16 protein-coding genes are annotated in these 18,301 nt (G+C 50.0%); 4 read left to right on the forward strand and 12 right to left on the reverse strand.

What is annotated here, in order from left to right:
* The first annotated feature begins 92 nt into the window (after window positions 1-92).
* From MJ768_RS02810 to MJ768_RS02825, 4 genes are read left to right on the forward strand one after another with little or no spacing between them, the layout of a single operon-like run.
* Window positions 93-3,488: a PAS domain S-box protein gene (locus MJ768_RS02810; RefSeq protein WP_256449821.1), complete on the forward strand. Its 3,396-nt coding sequence runs from the start codon at window positions 93-95 to the stop codon at window positions 3,486-3,488.
* Window position 3,489: 1 nt separating this feature from the next.
* Window positions 3,490-3,891, forward strand: a complete 402-nt coding sequence (locus tag MJ768_RS02815) for a response regulator transcription factor (RefSeq protein WP_239287833.1) — start codon at window positions 3,490-3,492, stop codon at window positions 3,889-3,891.
* Window positions 3,876-4,265 carry a response regulator gene (locus MJ768_RS02820; RefSeq protein WP_239287834.1) on the forward strand — a complete coding sequence of 130 codons (390 nt, stop codon included), beginning with the start codon at window positions 3,876-3,878 and terminating at the stop codon, window positions 4,263-4,265. Before MJ768_RS02815 ends, MJ768_RS02820 begins: the two co-directional genes overlap by 16 nt.
* The gene (locus MJ768_RS02825) at window positions 4,258-4,605 is read left to right on the forward strand and encodes an Hpt domain-containing protein (protein ID WP_239287835.1); all 348 of its coding nucleotides are present in this window, start codon (window positions 4,258-4,260) and stop codon (window positions 4,603-4,605) included. Before MJ768_RS02820 ends, MJ768_RS02825 begins: the two co-directional genes overlap by 8 nt.
* A 175-nt stretch (window positions 4,606-4,780) precedes the next feature.
* Here MJ768_RS02825 and MJ768_RS02830 read toward each other — a convergent pair whose 3' ends face one another.
* The 12 genes from MJ768_RS02830 to flgJ form a co-directional block, all read right to left on the reverse strand.
* Entirely contained in the window at window positions 4,781-5,848 is a 1,068-nt protein-coding gene (locus MJ768_RS02830) for a protein-glutamate methylesterase/protein-glutamine glutaminase (RefSeq protein ID WP_239287836.1), read from the reverse strand.
* A 21-nt stretch (window positions 5,849-5,869) separates the two neighbouring features.
* Window positions 5,870-6,400, reverse strand: a complete 531-nt coding sequence (locus MJ768_RS02835; RefSeq protein WP_239287838.1) for a chemotaxis protein CheD — start codon at window positions 6,398-6,400, stop codon at window positions 5,870-5,872.
* A complete protein-coding gene (locus tag MJ768_RS02840; protein WP_239287839.1) occupies window positions 6,397-7,203 on the reverse strand; it encodes a CheR family methyltransferase in 807 nt (268 codons plus the stop codon). The genes MJ768_RS02835 and MJ768_RS02840 overlap by 4 nt, the downstream gene beginning before the upstream one ends.
* Window positions 7,204-7,350: 147 nt before the next feature.
* Window positions 7,351-7,890, reverse strand: coding sequence for a chemotaxis protein CheW (locus MJ768_RS02845; protein WP_239287840.1), 540 nt, complete (start codon window positions 7,888-7,890; stop codon window positions 7,351-7,353).
* Between the two features lie 12 nt (window positions 7,891-7,902).
* Entirely contained in the window at window positions 7,903-9,549 is a 1,647-nt protein-coding gene (locus MJ768_RS02850) for a methyl-accepting chemotaxis protein (protein ID WP_239287902.1), read from the reverse strand.
* Window positions 9,550-9,607: 58 nt separating this feature from the next.
* A complete protein-coding gene (locus MJ768_RS02855) occupies window positions 9,608-11,797 on the reverse strand; it encodes a chemotaxis protein CheA (protein ID WP_239287841.1) in 2,190 nt (729 codons plus the stop codon).
* 1 nt (window position 11,798) lies between these two features.
* Window positions 11,799-12,131 carry an STAS domain-containing protein gene (locus tag MJ768_RS02860; RefSeq protein ID WP_239287842.1) on the reverse strand — a complete coding sequence of 111 codons (333 nt, stop codon included), beginning with the start codon at window positions 12,129-12,131 and terminating at the stop codon, window positions 11,799-11,801.
* 33 nt (window positions 12,132-12,164) lie between these two features.
* On the reverse strand, window positions 12,165-12,533 hold the full coding sequence (locus MJ768_RS02865) for a response regulator (protein WP_173051989.1): 369 nt from the start codon (window positions 12,531-12,533) through the stop codon (window positions 12,165-12,167).
* 8 nt (window positions 12,534-12,541) lie between these two features.
* A complete protein-coding gene (locus MJ768_RS02870) occupies window positions 12,542-13,780 on the reverse strand; it encodes a methyl-accepting chemotaxis protein (RefSeq protein ID WP_239287843.1) in 1,239 nt (412 codons plus the stop codon).
* 124 nt (window positions 13,781-13,904) lie between these two features.
* On the reverse strand, window positions 13,905-15,131 hold the full coding sequence (gene flgL / locus MJ768_RS02875) for a flagellar hook-associated protein FlgL (RefSeq protein ID WP_239287844.1): 1,227 nt from the start codon (window positions 15,129-15,131) through the stop codon (window positions 13,905-13,907).
* Between the two features lie 6 nt (window positions 15,132-15,137).
* On the reverse strand, window positions 15,138-17,051 hold the full coding sequence (gene flgK, locus MJ768_RS02880; protein WP_239287845.1) for a flagellar hook-associated protein FlgK: 1,914 nt from the start codon (window positions 17,049-17,051) through the stop codon (window positions 15,138-15,140).
* Window positions 17,052-17,349: 298 nt separating this feature from the next.
* A complete protein-coding gene (gene flgJ / locus MJ768_RS02885; protein ID WP_239287846.1) occupies window positions 17,350-18,261 on the reverse strand; it encodes a flagellar assembly peptidoglycan hydrolase FlgJ in 912 nt (303 codons plus the stop codon).
* Window positions 18,262-18,301: the final 40 nt, after the last annotated feature.

The raw sequence follows: 18,301 nt of genomic DNA on the forward strand, positions 1-18,301 counted from the left end.
GAGCAAAATAATTCGCAAGAAGGAGCCAACTCAAGGAGCCTTTACCAATTCTTATGCATCGCCACCACATGCAGCATTACCCATCTAAAAATATGTTTAAAAATTTGACTATTAAATCGCGTTTAATCTTTTTCTTTTGTTTCATGGCAGTCATCCTGCTTGGAGTCGAGACAGGTGCCCTGTTTGGAATGAGCAAGGCGAGAGACAGTCTAAAAACCGTTTATGAGGATCGCATCATTGCACTCGATCAATTGACGGACATTGAATCGTTGATATTGCAAAACCGCCTCGCCATAGCGGCTAGCCTTGTAACGCCGACGCCCGATGAAATTAGCATTAATACCGCAAAGATCGAAAAAAACATCACGGAAATTGAAAGGATATGGGAAGCCTATATGGCCACATTTCTCATAACCGAAGAAAAGACACTGGCGGCTAAATTTGTCGATGACCGCAATAAATTAGTTACCCGGGGTTTGAATCCAGCAGTGGCCGCTTTACGGGCAAATGAAATTAAGAAGGCAAACCGAATCGTCGTGGAAGCTATCCGCCCCCTCTATCAACCAGTTGGGGAAGGTATCAAGAAACTTGGCAAGCTGCAATTAACTGTGACTAAGCAGGAGTACGAAGATGTACAGCGTCGTTACGAGACTATTCGCAACATTATCATCGCTACGGCAATCATTGGCTTGGGATTGGCTTTATGGATTGGCTTTTTGCTTGTCCGTGCCATTTCCCGGCCGCTGGAGGACGTAGTGAGGATTGCCCGAGGCGTTGCCGCAGGCAATTTGACGCAGCTAATCGAAGTTCGCTCAACAAATGAGATTGGCCAGCTGATGAAAGCCCTGAAGGAAATACACGATAACTTGGTGAAGGTCATCGGCCAAGTGCGCGACAGCGAAGCGCGTACCCGTGCAGTGCTGGACAACGTGGATGAAGGCATCATTGCAATTAACGAAGGCGGTGTGATTGAAATCTTCAACCCGGCCGCGGAACAGATTTTTGGCTACACAAGAAACGAGATTATTGGTCAAAATATCAGTCTGCTGACGCAGGAGCCAGGTCAAGGTCAGCATAATGACTCTCTTGAACAACATCAGGAATTGGATAAACCCACGATTCCTGGAGTGCGCAGGGAAGTGGTCGGCGTGCGCAAGAACGGCACGCATTTTCCGCTGGGATACAAGGCAAATGAAGTCTGTATAAATACAAAACGTCTTGTTATTGCTGTGACAAGGGATTTGACTGCACGCAAGGAATCTGAGAACGCATTACTGCATGCCATAGAAGACGCCAAGCGGATTTCCGCAGAGTTAACTAGCTATATCCACGCGATTGACCAGCACGCCATCGTTTCTGTCGCTGACCCTTCCGGGCGCATCATTCAGACCAATGATAAGTTTTGTGAAATCAGCGGCTACCGCCGGGATGAGATACTTGGTCATGATCATCGCATGGTAAATTCCGGGACGCATTCAAGCGCTTTCTTCGCCGAGATGTGGGCCACTATCACCCGTGGCTATATCTGGCGCGATGAAATTTGTAACCGCGCAAAGAGCGGCGAGTTGTATTGGGTGGATAGCGCTATCGTGCCAGTAAAGGATGCAGATGGGAAGATTGAACGTTACATCTCGGTCAGAGTTGACATAACGAAACGCAAGCAAGGTGAGCATGAATTGATCCGCTTAGGGCGTGTTCTCGACGAGTCGTTAAACGAAATTTACGTGTTCGATGCGCAGTCGTTGCATTTCACCATGGTCAGTGCAAGGGCGCAGCGCAACCTCAATTTCTCCATGGATGAACTCAGGGGAATGACGGAGCTCAATCTCGAACCCAATCTTACGCATGAAATGTTCGAGCAGCGTATCGGTCCTCTCAGGCGTGGAGAGAAGGACGTTGTGACATACGAGGTTGAACACCAAAGGAAGGACAAGAGCCTCTACCCCATAGAGATTTGCATGCACTTGTCAGCTAATGAATTCCCGCCGGTATTTGTCGCTATCATCCAAGACATCACCGAGCGCAAAAATATCGAACGCATGAAAAGCGAGTTAATTTCTACTGTCAGCCATGAGCTGCGTACGCCGCTGACCTCGATCCGCGGCGCCCTCGGACTTATCGTCGGCGGAGTGGCGGGTGAATTGCCACCGCAAGCGAAGATGCTGGTGGACATTGCGCACAAGAACAGCGAGCGCCTGATTCTACTAGTCAACGACATCCTCGATATGGAAAAAATCGAGGCCGGCAAGATGGAGCTTCAATTCAAACCGGTTGAGCTGATGCCTCTTTTGCATCAGGCATTGGAAGCAAACTGCGCCTATGGCAGGCAGTTCAATGTGAGCTACGAACTGGAAAACGATCTGCCAGGCATCATGGTGAACGTGGATGCCAACCGCTTGATGCAGGTTCTGACCAACCTGCTCTCCAATGCCGCCAAGTTTTCGTCCGCCGGCGACAAGGTGACGGTTGCCGTTATTGTCAGTGGCAAGCAAGTTCGAGTGGCAGTGAAGGATCAGGGCAGCGGCATCTCTGAGCAATTCCGCAGCCAGATTTTCCAGAAATTCGCCCAAGGCGATTCCTCTGATACCCGCAAGAAAGGCGGCACTGGGTTGGGTCTCTCCATCACTCGGGCGATTGTCGAAAAAATGGGCGGTAACATAGGTTTCAGTTCAGAACCCAATGTATTGACCACTTTCTTCATCGAATTTCCGATATGGGAAGAAACTGTCGTTACTACTTTTGGCAAGAATGAAGGAAAAGGCAAGCGGGTACTGATTTGTGAAGATGACCACGACATCGCCGCGTTACTGCGCTTGATGCTGGAACAGGATGGGCAGGTGGCCGATATCGCCTACGATACAGAACAGGCAAAACAAATGCTGGCACAGAGCAACTATGCGGCAATGACGCTAGATCTGGCGCTGCCTGACCAGAACGGCATCGCATTTATCCGTGAACTTCGCATGGAAAAGAAAACCGCGAGTTTGCCCATCATAGTGGTTTCGGCCAGGGCGATTGAGGGTCGCCTGGAATTGAACGGCGAGGCGTACAGCGTGATTGACTGGATCACCAAGCCGATCAACCAGGAGCATATGGTGTTGGCAGTAAGACGGGCAGTTGGACAGTTTTCTGACATACGCCCTCGTGTACTGCACGTCGAAGACGACCCTGATATCTTTCAGGTGATGCACGGCATAGTAGGAGATACCGCAGATCTCGACCATGCAGGCATGCTTACCGAGGCGAGGCAATTACTTGAGCGGTGCCGCTACGACTTGGTAATTCTCGATCTCACCTTGCCGGATGGTTCGGGCCAGGAGCTTCTGTCATTGTTGAATGGCGCGACGCCGCCGATCCCGGTTATGGTATTTTCAGCCCGTGAAATGGAACGGGAGGAAATCCAGAACGTGGCTTCAGCTCTGGTGAAGTCGCGCACCAGCGATGCACAGCTGCTGGCAACCATAAAACGATTGATCGGAGTTGAATAACATGGAGAAATCAGAAAAGCATTCGGTAATAGTGGTAGATGACGACAACATGATGCGAGAGATGCTGAAGTTCATCCTGCGTAGCGAGGATTATCCGGTTATTGGCGAAGCATCCAACGGCCACGATGCAATCGCGCTATGTGCGAGAAAGAAGCCCGACCTAGTGTTGCTCGACATCAATATGCCAAAAATGGATGGTTTACAAGCGCTGGAAGAAATTCGCAAAATAAGCCCGGCAACGATTGTGCTGATGGTGAGTGCCGAGGCAACGATGGATAAAGTCCGTGAAGCGATAAAAAAAGGAGCGGATGGCTTCGTGGTTAAGCCGCTTAATTCTGCCAGCGTTCTGGACAATATAGCGATGTGTCTTAAGAGAAAAGGACAGCAATGGCAGACAATCTGACGCGCATTTTGTATGTAGAAGATGAGCCTGATATCCAAATGGTGGCGCGGCTCGCCTTGGAAGCACTGGGCGGGTTTACCGTGGAAATATGCAGCTCGGGTGATGAGGCTCTGCAACGAGCACCTGGTTTTAAACCACAGTTGTTTTTGCTGGATGTGATGATGCCGGGTATGGATGGGCCGAGCACGCTCAAGATGCTGCGTGCACTACCTCAGTTTTCCTACACACCAGTAATTTTCATGACCGCCAAGGTTCAGCCCGGTGAAGTTGCTGGCTACAAGGACCTCGGAGCAGTCGATGTCATTCCCAAGCCTTTCGATCCGATGACCCTGGCAAGCAGGGTGCAGGATATATGGGAACGTTGTCATGGCTGATTCGAACGAACTGCAAGCAACACTAAAAATTCTATGCAATACCTATGCCGCGCAATTGCCTGTAAAACTGAAACACCTCGAACAGGTGTGGGAGCAGTTGCCCCAGGATAGTTGGGATGAGGAAGGCTTTCAAACCTTGCATTGCATGGTGCATAGCCTAACCGGATCGGGAAAGACCTTCGGGTTTTCCTTGCTCAGTGACGTGGCACGCAACCTGGAAGATCATCTCAAGCAGCTTGCACAAGCAAAAACTGCATTGAGTGATCAACAACGTAGCCACATCCATGGGTTGATAAGTGAGCTGCACCAAGTAACCTTGCACAGGGATGAGGTAAGCTGAGAAAAATGGGCACCAACGTTTTGTTAAACTTGAAACGGAAGTGCCAATAAAATACCCCACCACATGCAGCGGAGTATTAACTGCGCTCTTCAATCTGCTGGTTTTCAACCAGCTTTCGCCCAGAGGGATGGGAATTGAACCCGCAGAGATTAAACTCAATACCGAGCAGTTGTGTTCATTTCCCCAAAATGGCCCAGTGCATTTCATGCAATGGCACCACCTTTTTTGCGGCGCCCAGCTTAATGGCTTCCTTGGGCATACCAAACACAACACACGTAGCTTCATCCTGCGCCACCGTGGGAGCACCAGCGTCCAGCATTTCTTTCAGGCCGCGTGCACCATCGTCGCCCATGCCGGTCATGATGATGCCAGTGGCATTTTTTCCCGCAAACTTGGCTACCGAGCGGAATAGCACATCCACTGACGGGCGATGGCGGTTAACCAGGGGGCCATCCACCACTTCAACATGGTAGTACGCGCCACTGCGCTTAAGAAGCATATGCTTGCCACCGGGAGCAATCAGGGCGAGACCTGGAATAACTCGATCGTTATTTTTTGCCTCTCTCACTTCTATTTGGCACAGGCCGTTGAGGCGTTCGGCGAATAAAGCAGTAAATTTTTCAGGCATATGCTGCACGATAACAATGCCGGGGCAAACTCGCGGCAGTGCTGTCAGCACGGCTTCCAGAGCCTGTGTGCCTCCAGTCGAGGTGCCGATGGCAACAATGCGTTCAGTGGTTTGTGCCATGGAGTGAGCAGTGGCAGCAGAAAGAATAGCATCGGCATTAAGTTTTCCAGCCACTTGCGGTAGCGGTGCTGCCGCTCTGACCTGACGCCTGACATTGGCTTGGGCAGCCGCCCTGACTGCACCCACTAGATCGTTAGATGATTCTAGCAAAAAACTTTTCAACCCGACTTTGGGCTTGGTAATAATTTCAACTGCCCCAGCGGCAAGCGCCTGCATGGTGGTTTCCGCACCTTTTTCCGTAAGCGTAGAACAGATCACCACCGGTGTGGGGTGTTCAGCCATAATTTTTTTTAGGAAGGTGATGCCGTCCATGCGCGGCATCTCCACGTCCAGCACGATTACATCCGGCCATTCGCGAGTAAGCTTTTCCATGGCAAAAATAGGATCGGATGCTGCGCCAATTACATGAATGTCCGGCTCCTGATCCAATACAGCCTGCAACACCTGTCGCACTACAGCCGAGTCGTCGACTAATAAGACTTTAATTTTTTTCATTTATTTAGTGACGCTCTTAAATCATGCATGGATTGGACCGGGTTTGCGCACCCAGACATAACCGTTATAAATATCAAATACAATCTGCCGATGGCTATTCCCTCCTAAATCTTCGGCTGCGACCACGAATCCGTGCGAAGCAACCAGCGATCGGGCAATGGCCATGTTTTTGCAGGGTACGCTTTTGCATGCATTAATATTATTTTCGCAGCCATTAGAATCACATGGATTATTTTTTTTTATACCAGGAAACATGTTGCCCGCCCCGAATAATTTCACGCAATATTCTGAAGGGTGCGTTTTTGCTGCTCGAATTTCATGCGCGAACATTTGCATGGCTTCCTTCGCGTAACGACCATCGAGAGGAGTCACCGATGCGCTTTCCCGGGATGGCAACAGGTAGTGACACATGCCGCCTATCAATCTTGTCGGATGCCACATAGTAATAGATACACATGATCCCAGAAGGGTGCGAAGGCGAGTATTCACATCACCGAAATAAAAATCTCCGGGCTGTAAAAATATCTCGGTAAAACTTTCAGGTTGATTCATGGCTTGCGGTATATAGACGGTGCGACTAATTTCAGGCCATCGGTGATTCCGTTGAGGCTTTCAGAATGACTGACAATAAAGTAACCATCTGGCTTCAATAACGGCAACATTCGTGCGACAACCTGACGTTTTGTATCTATATCAAAATAAATCATTACATTGCGCAGAAAAATAACGTCAAATTCGCCTAGCTTCGGCAGCGTTGTATTCAGGTTGATTTGCATGAATTGCACGCGACTGCGCAGGCTGCGCTCAATCATGAAAGTGCCGTCTTGGGAGCCGTTGCCCTTCAGACAATGCTTAGAGAGCAGAGGCTGCGGAATATTGTGCGCCCGTTCCATGTCATAGTGGCCAGAGCGGGCTTTTTCGAGAACGCGAGTGCTGATGTCGGAAGCGACGATTTCCCATGGCGTGCGAGGCAGGCCGTCGGCAAGTGTCATGGCGAGACTGTAAGGTTCCTCGCCGGACGAGCTGGCTGCACTCCATAAACGAAATGTTTTGCCTGTATGCGCCTTGGGCAAAATCTGCCCTCGCAGAAAATCGAAATGTTTGGGCTCACGAAAAAAATAGGTCTCGTTGGTGGTAAGCAGATCCAGTGCAATCTGTAATTCCGCTGCTTCGGTACTCTGAGTAATCAGCCGGAAATAATCACCGTAGCTAGACAAATCATGATGCTTCAGCCGCTTAGACAGACGACCAGAAACCAACGCTTTCTTTGCATCGGAAAGATTAATCCCGGCGGTACGATGCAACCATGTCCGGAACTGGTTAAACTCATCATCTCTAAGAGTTTCGGCATTCATTGATTTTTTGTTCTACCGTTTATTGTAAATGTTTGGTCTACCAGGGATGTGCAAAACTGCCGGAGTGGAGAACATCAGGATGGGAGAATTTTGGTAAATTACGCCAGCCTTCTCCCATCCATCGTTCACCTTGCGTTTCCTGCTTGCTTACACCAATTCTGCCTGAGCAATCTCAGTACTGCTTGCCCCTGAAAGCATGGCCATTTCATCCACCGACAGCACACGGTCAGCATTGAGAATAATGACGAACTTGCCGTTCACTTTACCCATGCCGCTGATAAAGTCAGCCCGGATCCTGGCACCGAAGCTCGGTGCCGGCTCAATTTCAGCGGCAGGTATTTCCAGCACTTCTGATACCGAGTCTACTACTACTCCAACATCCTGCTTTTCATCATCCGCTTCGACTTCAATTATGACAATGCAGCTACGCCGCGTTACTTCGGATGCTGTGCGACCGAAGCGCGCCGACATATCTACCACCGGCACAACTGCGCCCCGCAGGTTAATCACTCCACGGATGAAATCCGGCATCATTGGTACGGTAGTAAGGTTACCGTATTCGATGATCTCCTTGATGCCGAGGATGCTGATGGCGAACATTTCGCCTCCGATCAGGAAGGTTAGATACTGCCCCTCTTCCTGCTGCGAAACGGCCGCATGAATTTCTTTTTTAATTAGTGCGCCCATGGCTGTCTCCTATTAAAATCGGGCAAATTCAGCTTCATTTGGGATGCCAGCGAGGGCATGCATGGCAGACTTTGTCTTGGCCTTGGCCGGACGCGTCGCTTTGCTAATATCGGCCACCACCCTGCTCACGACAGTCTTGCGTTGACTGCTGCTGGCATTCGTTTCGACTTTAAAGAATTCCATCGTCTGTTGCAGTTGCTCCGCCTGGCCGCTCATTTCCTCAGCGGTAGCAGCCAGCTCTTCAGATGCAGATGCGTTCTGCTGGGTGATCTGGCTCAACTGACTCATGGCGGTATTGATCTGACTTACACCAGAAGATTGTTCTTCCGATGCGGCGCTGATCTCTTGTACCAGGTCAGAAGTCTTGTTAATGGAAGGCACCATTTCGTCCAACAGTTTGCCGGCCTTCTCCGCCATCCCTACGCTGCTGGAGGCCAGCTCGCCAATTTCCTGCGCCGCTACCTGGCTGCGTTCTGCCAGTTTACGTACCTCCGCCGCCACCACTGCGAAACCCTTGCCATGCTCACCCGCACGTGCTGCTTCGATAGCGGCATTGAGCGCCAGCAAATTAGTCTGATAGGCAATATCATCAATAATGCCGATTTTTTTGGCGATTTCTTTCATGGCAGACACTGTCTGCTGCACTGATTCGCCACCCTCGGTAGCTTCTTTGGCAGCTTTGCTGGCCATACCGTCTGTGACTTTAGCATTTTCGGTATTCTGATTAATGGAAGCACTCATTTGCTCGACCGATGCGCTGGTTTCTTCCACACTGGCTGCTTGTTCGCTAGTGGCTTGACTCATGGATTGTGCGGTCGCGCTTACTTCTTCAGAAGCGCTTGAAAGACTGTCCGAGGCGCTGCGTACTTCGGTGACAACCTGCGACAATTTGTTCACCATGTTTTGCATGGCTGCGAGCAGTTGGCCGGTTTCATCTTTAGAAGTCACCTCGATATTTGCAGTCAGATTTCCTTCGGCCAACTGGTTTGATACGTTCAAGGCGATATTCAACGGCCCGGTAATGCTGCGCGTGACCCAGAAGGCAATACCTGCAGCCAATACCAAGGCAATCCCTACCAGCGCCAGCATCACGTTGCGTGCCATGTTATAGCTTTCGGCGGCTTCCTTAGCGGCTACCTGCATTAAATCTACAAAGTAACTGTTCAGTGTATTCAAGCTAGCCTGATAAGCGCCCAGGATGGGACGCAGAACATTTTGCAAGAATGCCCGTGATTCATCCTTCTTCCCTTCATTAGTAAGATTTATCAAGGTCTTGTAGCCATCTACATATTTTGTTCGATTATCCAAAACCTGCTGCAACAATTCCTTACCTTTTGGCAGAACAACAATTTTTTGCAATTTCTCTACGCTTTCTCCAATTTTATTCTTCGACTCAAGAATTTTTGCTTCTTGCTTCTTCATGTCATCGCGACTATCAGTGAGCATCATGTTTCTTAGCATAATAGCAATGGCAGTGGTTTCGCCCTTGATCTCAGTGATCAAAGCCGTTTTCATATATCGATCATTAACTACCACATCCAGCATTGTGTTTTGCTGCGAAAGCCGCGAAATAGCTAAGGCCGCGATGATTAACAGCAAAATCCCCACAAGGCCAAAACCCAATCCTAAACGCATACCTATTTTCATATTTTTAAACATCATTTATTCTCCAAGTGATTATTCTAAGTAAAGGTTGTAAAATTTAGCGACACGATAATTAATGAGTAAGTTGCCTGGTTGAAACTTGATGTGTTTCCCGATTGACTGCCTGTTGAACCAATGATGGCACATCCAAAATGAGCGCTACTTCGCCGCTACCGAGTATGGTGGAGCCACTGATGCCGCGCAGGGTACTGAATATCTTGCCCAGTGGTTTGATTACGGTCTGGAATTCACCCATTAGCTCGTCTACCACCAGCCCTGCTTTTTGACCTGCACAGGTCACCACGACCACGTTCTCGCGCCGCGCCCCGGCACCCTCAACTTCGAAATGATCGCGCAGCATTACAAAAGGTAATACCTCGCCGCGCAGATTGAGATAGCTGCGCTCGCGCGTTAACTGGCGGTCATTTTCGGTCAGCTCAATGCATTCCTGTACCATGTCCAGCGGCACTATATAACTGGATTTGCCGACACCAACCAGAAAACCGTCGATAATCGCGAGGGTAAGCGGCAAACGAATACTGACTGTAGTGCCCTGGCCTACCGCGCTGTCCAAATTCACGGTACCGCGCAGTGCGGTGATGTTGCGTTTAACCACGTCCATCCCTACGCCTCGACCTGAGATACTGGTTACAGCTTCCGCGGTAGAGAATCCTGCTTCAAAAATCATGTTGAAGATTTCATGATCAGGCGGCGTTACGTTAGGGGCAATCAGGCCGCGTTCCCTGGCCTTTTGCAGAATTCGGTCACGGTTAAGACCACCTCCATCATCGACAATCTCAATCACGATGCTGCCCGAATCGTGATAGGCGTTAAGCCGCAGAGTGCCTTTGGCTGACTTACCCCTTGACTGTCGAATTGAAGCCGACTCGATACCGTGATCCATGGCATTACGCACCAGATGCATGAGTGGATCTCCAATCTTTTCCACAACGGTCTTGTCCAGCTCGGTATCTGCACCGGTAATTACCAGTTCAATATCCTTGCCGAGTTCGCGGCCTACATCACGCACCACGCGTTGAAAACGGTTGAAGGTTTCACCAATTGGAACCATGCGCAGGCGCAGTGCCCCATCGCGTATTTCCTCCACTAGCCCCGACATCACTGAGGTGGCTTCCTGTAGTCCGTTATCGCTAACGCGCTGAGCAAGCAAACTTACGCCAGCTCCGGCTATGACCAACTCACCCACCATATTGATCAATTCGTCCAGTTTGTCGGCATGCACGCGGATGTAGCGGTTTTCCTTGTTTTTACTATCCTTGGACTGAGTTTGCTTATCCAGGGCCGCTTGCACAACTTCATGTTCAACCGAACGTTGTTCTACCAAAATTTCGCCCAGTGGCGTTGTCGAACCGTCCGGACGGGCACTGGTTTGCTGTTCGCTTAGCCCAGCTTCCAGTTCCTGTTGGGTGAGTGCTCCAGTGGTCACCAGAATTTCGCCTAAACGCGTTTCACTTTCCGGCAACGAGCGGATTAATTCGATGTATTCCGTCAGCTTGCTGTGGGGTGGCAGAATATGGATTAGGCTGCCTTCCCGTGCGAATTCGAACACTCCCGCTATTGTCGCCTTGTCCGCATCTGACTTAAAATCAATTTCGAAACCGAGGTAACACGATTCCGCATCCATTTCATCGGCAGGCGGCAGAGCATCAAACATGGTGGTGATAGAGACGATTTCTCCGAGTGTAGACAAATAGCGGAGGAAAGAAAGCGGATCCATTCCATCTCTCATTACGTTCTGGCCGAAGCGCAAGGAGATGTGCCAATTGTCCGTCTCTACCAAACCACCGCCGCTGGATTGCAATGGAATTTCTGTCTCCACTTGAACGGCATGACTCATCTCCGAATCATCTTGGTAAGCCTGCAACCGAACACGCAAACCACTTTCTCGGGCAATGGCTTCTGCATCCAATTGCCCGCCTTGGGCGGCGACTACGTCAACCAGGTGCAACATGTGATCGCCGCTTTCGAGCAATACTGCGATCAGATTGGCCTCAATAACAACGTCTCCATCGCGTACTCGGTCCAGCACGTCTTCAACAATATGAGTGAAACTGACGATGGGATCCAATCCGAACAAACCGGCTGACCCCTTGATGGTATGCGCGGCGCGGAATATGGCGCCGATCGTATCGGCATCATTCGGATCAACTTCAAGCCGCAACAGCGAGTCCTCCATATCTTGCAGAAGCTCGCGTGCTTCGGCGATGTAAGTTTGCAGTGCTTGATCGAGATCTAAACTCATTTTATTGTCCTTTGTTCTCATTGCAAGAAAGCACCACCGGATCGCCGAAATAAGACGCCAAGTTGCACATATCCAGCACATCGAGCACCGCACGGCTGTGCCCGGTTAATCGCAAACTTGTTCCGTGCTTTTCGGCTTCGCGCTTAGCCAAGATAAGAATTTGCAGGCCAGCGCTATCCATCTCACTGACCTCTGACAAATCAATTTCTCGCTCGCACGGTTGAGCCATATGGGTCATCAGTTCATTCTTCATGTCGGCGGCAGTGTAGATAGTCATGTCACCTTCCATATGCAGTAATGACTGTCCATTTTTATTTGTTGAGCTGATAGGCATGGTATTTCCTTATTTAGTCCTCATTGCCAGGTTCTAAGGCAATATCAATTTGGCCACCGCAGTAAGCATTTGCGCCGGCTGAAACGGTTTAACTACCCAAGCCTTGGCACCCGCTGCCTGGCCTTCCTGTTTTTTTCCTTCCTGAGACTCGGTAGTGAGCATGATGATCGGCGTGAATTTGTAATTAGGTAGTTTTTTTACCTCTTTGACGAAGGTAATCCCATCCATGTTGGGCATGTTCACGTCGCTGATAATAAGGTGGATTTTTTGCCCGTTCAGTTTTGTCAGCGCATCCTTGCCGTCACATCCCTCAATCACGTCATAACCTGCACCTTTTAATGCGATGCCGACGACCTGCCTCACGCTTGCGGAATCGTCAACTATCAGTATTGCCTTGCCCATATTCCCTCCTAAAAAAATGTGATTTCTTGTTTCGTGGCTTTCGTGGCCTCGCTGGATTGAATCCCGCGATGAGTGTGGACTTGTTCCTGAGTGGCATAGAGTGCCTCCATCTCAGCTAACCATGTTTTGATATTGAGGTGCTTAACCGGGACGGATGCCGCTCTATCCTGCTTGAATTGCTTCAAGTGCTGATGCAGCTTTTCCATGTTGTTGCGCACATGAACTAATATCTGGCTGACACGATCCTGGAATTGAAGTGAAACCAGCACGTCAGATAATTCGTCGCGAATACCTGCGCTTTCCTGTTGTAGCTGGTCAGCGGAGTCTGACAAATGCGAAGTGACGTTAGTAAAGCTTTGCAGTACCTGTTGAATAATCAATTCAGAATTCGCAACTGATTTGAGATCATGTTCGGAAGAGCTTTCAGCAATCTTGAATACGCTGGCGATGGCGTTGCTGATAATATCCACTGTACCTGACATTTTTTTACCGGTTTCACTGGAAAGACTGGATAATTTGCGCACTTCGTCCGCCACCACAGCGAACCCGCGCCCTGCTTCTCCGGCACGCGCAGCTTCGATCGCGGCATTTAAAGCGAGCAAGTTTGTTTGAGCGGCAATCTCCGCCACCTTGACGGCCATAGCTCTCAGTTCACCGGTGTAATCATTGAGGCTTCTAACTTGTTCCAGCATGTCGTTGCGACTATGCTGCGCCTCCCTGAGGGAATCGATCACGCTGTTCAGCGATAACTCGCTTTGCGTCATTACCGCCACTGCCCCGCCCTCTGTACTACCTGCTAAGTCATTAGCGGCGCTTTGCGAAGCACGGACCGACGCCTCCAGTTTTGCGTTAATACCGACAAAACGATTGGCCAAGTCCATGATGGCTGTTTCGGTCTGATTCCGAGTAGTTTCAACTTGTCTGGACCAGATAGGCACCACCTCCGTGCAGACATCTTCCAAGCCACCCGCATCAGCATTCGCAAGCTCGATTTCAAATCTTGCTTTGGCATTGTCCAGCTCTTGTGCTACGGCCAACTTAAGCAAAGTGCGATGGCGGCGAACTCCCCACTCTCCGACAGCAGCCGATATTCCAACAAGGACTACAGCAGACACAATGTTAGCCCAGCCCAATCCACCCAGAATAAGCAACAGCGAAGCGCCGGCAATACCAACTCCCAAAGCAATTCCCCAACAGAATGCTGCGGTAGCTTTGTGTGCTACTGAATTAACTTTTTTTGCGGCCATAATTTCGTCCCCCCACTTTCTTTTCAGCTTTTATTTAAAAATGAAATCGTCAAATATTTAGCGGCGATTTCTCAATAAACTTTAATGCTAAAATTGACAATGTAGGAACTTGGATACAGAGTTTCTACATATAGTTGAAGAGAGACAGTCCAGACACAGCCATAAAAGATTTCTGCGCAGCTTCCAGGCTGGTTTTTTGCTGGTTTAGATCGCTGATCGCCTTGTTGAAATCCACATCCTGCAATTGCGATAACGTCTCTTTGTACTGCACCCCCATACTTTCACCAGCATTTTGCAGAGCATCCAGCTCGCTCAGGCGTGTCCCCAACGATGCGCGCACTGTCAGCACATTATCGATGCTGCGATCCAGATTATTTAACGCCTTGTTGCGACTGTTGGTAAATTCCGCTGCTGCTACCGCCCCCCCCAGTGGATTAGGCGTTCTCAGCGCAGTAATCAAATCAGCGATGGTCTTGAATATGCTTTCGTTGGAGCTGGGCGCTACGGTGAAGACATCTCCGCTAGCTGGCGCCCCTGTGATATCAAGCTGCAAGCCATCAAAGCTGATTACCTGTCCGCTGACGTAAGGAGTACCTGCTGCTACTGGTACTGGCACCAATGCCCCCGGCGTAATATTTGTCACACCATAAGTTGTCACACCAGCTGCCACACTGAACGTCACCTGATAATTATTCCCAGTAAGCAACGCCGGATTAGTAACCACCCCTGAGCTGACAATGCCACTCCCGGTATTCGGAGCTGCCGCCTGGACATTAAACGTTCCATTGCCATTTTTGACGCGCATAAAAATGTCTGCGCCGGAATCGCTGGCCGCCAATTGCCTGGAGCTGCTGACCTGAATCATGCGCTGACCATCATCAGTCTGATACTGGACACCAGCATTGTTGTTGGCAAAAGGTTGTGTTCTGCCCTGAAAACCAGAAAACAGGTAATTACCTATTCCATCTGTGCTATTTGCCAACGTCAGTAATTCTTCCAGACGTCCACTCAAATCCGTCGCAAAGGTTTGCTTATCAGAATTATTTATCCCCCCATTACCGGCATTAACCGCTACCGTTCTGACGTCCTGCAGCAAATCCGTTACGCTTTGCAAAACGCTCTCAGCCAACGAGGCGGAATGCTGCACAGCATTTCGATTGATCGCATATTGTGAATTGGAAGCGTCCGATTGAGATACTTCCAGAGCGCGCGCTGAAGCAATCGGATCATCTGCCGGAGTGAGGATGCGCCGCTGAGTGGCAATCTGCTGTTGGGTGTGCAACAGCTGGGCCTGCTGTTGATTAAGCAAACTTACGTTGGCATTGTAAAGGCTGCTAGTGCTAATACGCATGGCTGGCTACTCCCCTAAACTTAACAAAGTATCAAACAAGGAATTGGCAATTTGAATCACCTTACCCGCAGCTTGATAGGCACGCTGATAACGCATCAGGTTGGCCGCTTCCTCATCCAGATTCACTCCGGAGATCGATTGTTGCGTTTGAATAATCTGATTAACCATGCTGGTTTGCGCCTGACTGGTTAATTCCAATTCGCGAGTTTTATTACCAACTTGACTGACCAATTGCGCATAAGCGCCCTGATAAGAGGCAGTTCCACCCGCCATTGTATTTTTGGTTTGCAAGTTTGCCAGCAGCAGCGCATTACGATTGTCAGCTGTAGCATTGGTGTTGCTTGCCACCGTAAAGGTATCCCCAGCGGCTGGGGCACCGGTGATCTGCATGGTCCAGCCGTTATAGGTGATAGCGGTGCCCACGGTATAAGCCACGCCTGCAACCGGGGAGCCCGGTATCCCTGTACCTGTCACAGTATATGTAGTCGGTGGACTATCGAAAACAATGCTGACTGGTTGCTGCAAGTTGGCATTGACAGGAAAAGCTGCATTGACCGTGCCCTCGCTAATGCGCCCCGAGCCGATATTTGCCAATGATGCATTGGTACGAATTGGCACCGCTGCTGCGATCTTGGAGGTATCACTGATGGCAACAGCAATGTCACGTGCTCCATTTATGGTCGGGCGTATCATGTAGCTATCGCCCGTTATTGCTCCCGCAGTGGTGGCTATCGTAAGACCGTCCACTGTTTGTGGCAAAGTAGCGAAAGCCGTAACCGTATTATCCGAAAGACGCGTCAACGTATAAGCAGTTCCCCCGTTAAACCGCAACGAATAATCGCTGCCGGTCAACGCTGAAGTACTGACAACGCTGGCGCTAATGGTAGCGGTACCAGTATTTGCAGTATTGGAATTGACTAAAGGCACAGGCTGAGCAAAGAAATTACCGCCCAGAGCGCCATTCAGATCCTGCCCGAGCTTGTGCTGTTGATTAAATGTATCTGCCAATACCAAGGCCACCCGGCCCAAGGCATTTTGTTCAACATCCAGCGACTCGCTACGGAAGGCTAAAAGCCCCCCCAAATTTCCACCCTGAAAACTATTTTGCTGCGCGCGAATAACGCTTGCACCTGAGCCATACGCCACTTCAAGCCTGAAGGGATCACTAGACGATTGAACGGCCTGCAAAGTAATGGTCTGCTCCCCCACCACCAGTGATTGGCCCGCTCCGATGAATACGTTGAAAGTGCCATCGCTTTGCTTAACTACATTCGCCTTGATTTCCTTATTCAACTGCGATACGAGCTGGTCACGCTGGTCCAGCAAATCGTTAGGCGTCTGCCCATTGAATGCCGCTTGTGCCAGCACGATATTCTTGTTCATTGATGCAATCTGCTGCGCATAGCTATTTATGGTTGTTACGCTGCTGCTAATCTGGCCATTGATGCTGCTATTAATGTCGCTCATGCGCTGATTTAACGACTGAAATCGCGACACCAGAAACTGTGCACTACCCAGCATGGCTTGCCGCGCGGCTTGCGACTCGGGCGAGCTGGCAACATTATTTACCGCGCTGAAAAGCTCCTGCAATGCAGGCGACAAACCGGCATCGGAATCGGCCAGCATATTGTTGATCTGTCCGATCTGCTGATAATAGGTTTCCAATTGGCTGGCCTGCGCCTGCCCTTGCATAACCTGATTAGACAGAAATTCGTTATATATTCGTTTGACAGTGCTGACCTCTACTCCCTGGCCAATAAACCCTGCGCCAGTCGCCTGGGGTAAGCGTGTGCCCAGCACGATCTCCTGCCGATTAAAGCCGGGCGTATTTGCATTGGCAATGTTGTGCTCAGTAGTCAACAACCCAATTTGGGCTGCATTCAATGCACTGACCCCACTTCCGAAAATACCGATTCCCATAAATTCCTTGCCACACTTTGCGTGTTTAAACTTATCGTATGTACTCAGCCCAGAATGAAGGGTGATAAATAATCACTATTTTTCCCCTCATTTGCGAGAAAGAGAATGCTCCATCTAACGTGCATGGCAATGATGCCGCCCCCGATGATAAAACTCCCCATGCCCGCTTCCCTCACCCTCTCCCGGTGGGAGAGGGTGCAGATGAATCGCTGCGCGAGTTTCACGTTAACCTGAATAGTTGCAGGACGTTTTACAAATTATCGGCGCCCCGGAAAATTTCTTGAATTTAGCGACACCATTAACTTACCGTATTAATCCGATTCATGACTTTCACCAATTTGTCCGCATAATCAGGATCAGTCGCATAACCCGCTCGCTGTAAGGCATGGGCTAACTCGGGGCTCCCCTGCCCTGACTGCAGTACTTGAGCGTAGCGGGGATTATCTCGTAACAGATGTGCATAATCGCTGAATGCTTCGGTATAGGATGAGTAAGCACGGAATTTTTCTACCTGCTTGCTTGCTATTCCATTGTGGTACTCGGTAGTTACCACTTCCGCTACCTTTCCATTCCAGTTACCACCAGCCTTGATACCGAACAGGTTGAAACTGGTGCTGCCATCAGACAGACGTATCTCCCGCCGGCCCCAGCCACTTTCCAGCGCAGCCTGCCCCATTACCAGATGCGTCGGCACACCGGTTTCCTGGCTCGCTTGCACGGCGTGAGGTCTCATGCGACGCACAAAATCTTGCTGAAACGGGGTGGGCTGGGATGGACTGTTTTTGATCCCATTCGCAAGACTGTCACCAACCGGCACAGGCATCGCACTGGCAGAGCGCGCTGGCGTAGCCAAAACAGTTTCTGGACTTGCCTGAGCAGCATTAGAGCTGGCCGGCCGGCTCAACTGTTTTATCATGATGTCAGCCAAACCCACCCCTCGGCTGGACATGCTCTGCACCAATTGCTGATCCAGCATTCCGGTAAACATTTTGGTCTGTTCGCTATCAAACATGCCGTCTTGCGGTGTAGCATCACGCATGGATTTCAGCATCATGTTCATAAATACTGTTTCGAACTGTTGCGCAACCAGTTTTAGTGCCTGGTCGGGCGACTGTTTGGCCTGCATACGCAGCTTGTCCAAGCTTTGCGCACTCACCGCCAAGCTGCCGGAAACATCGGCCCTGCCAGAAATATCGATTGGGTTGATCATTATCAGTATCTCAATGCATTCAAGGTTCTAAAAATGATAG

This window comes from Candidatus Nitrotoga sp. 1052 (assembly GCF_927312905.1).
GTDB lineage: Bacteria > Pseudomonadota > Gammaproteobacteria > Burkholderiales > Gallionellaceae > Nitrotoga.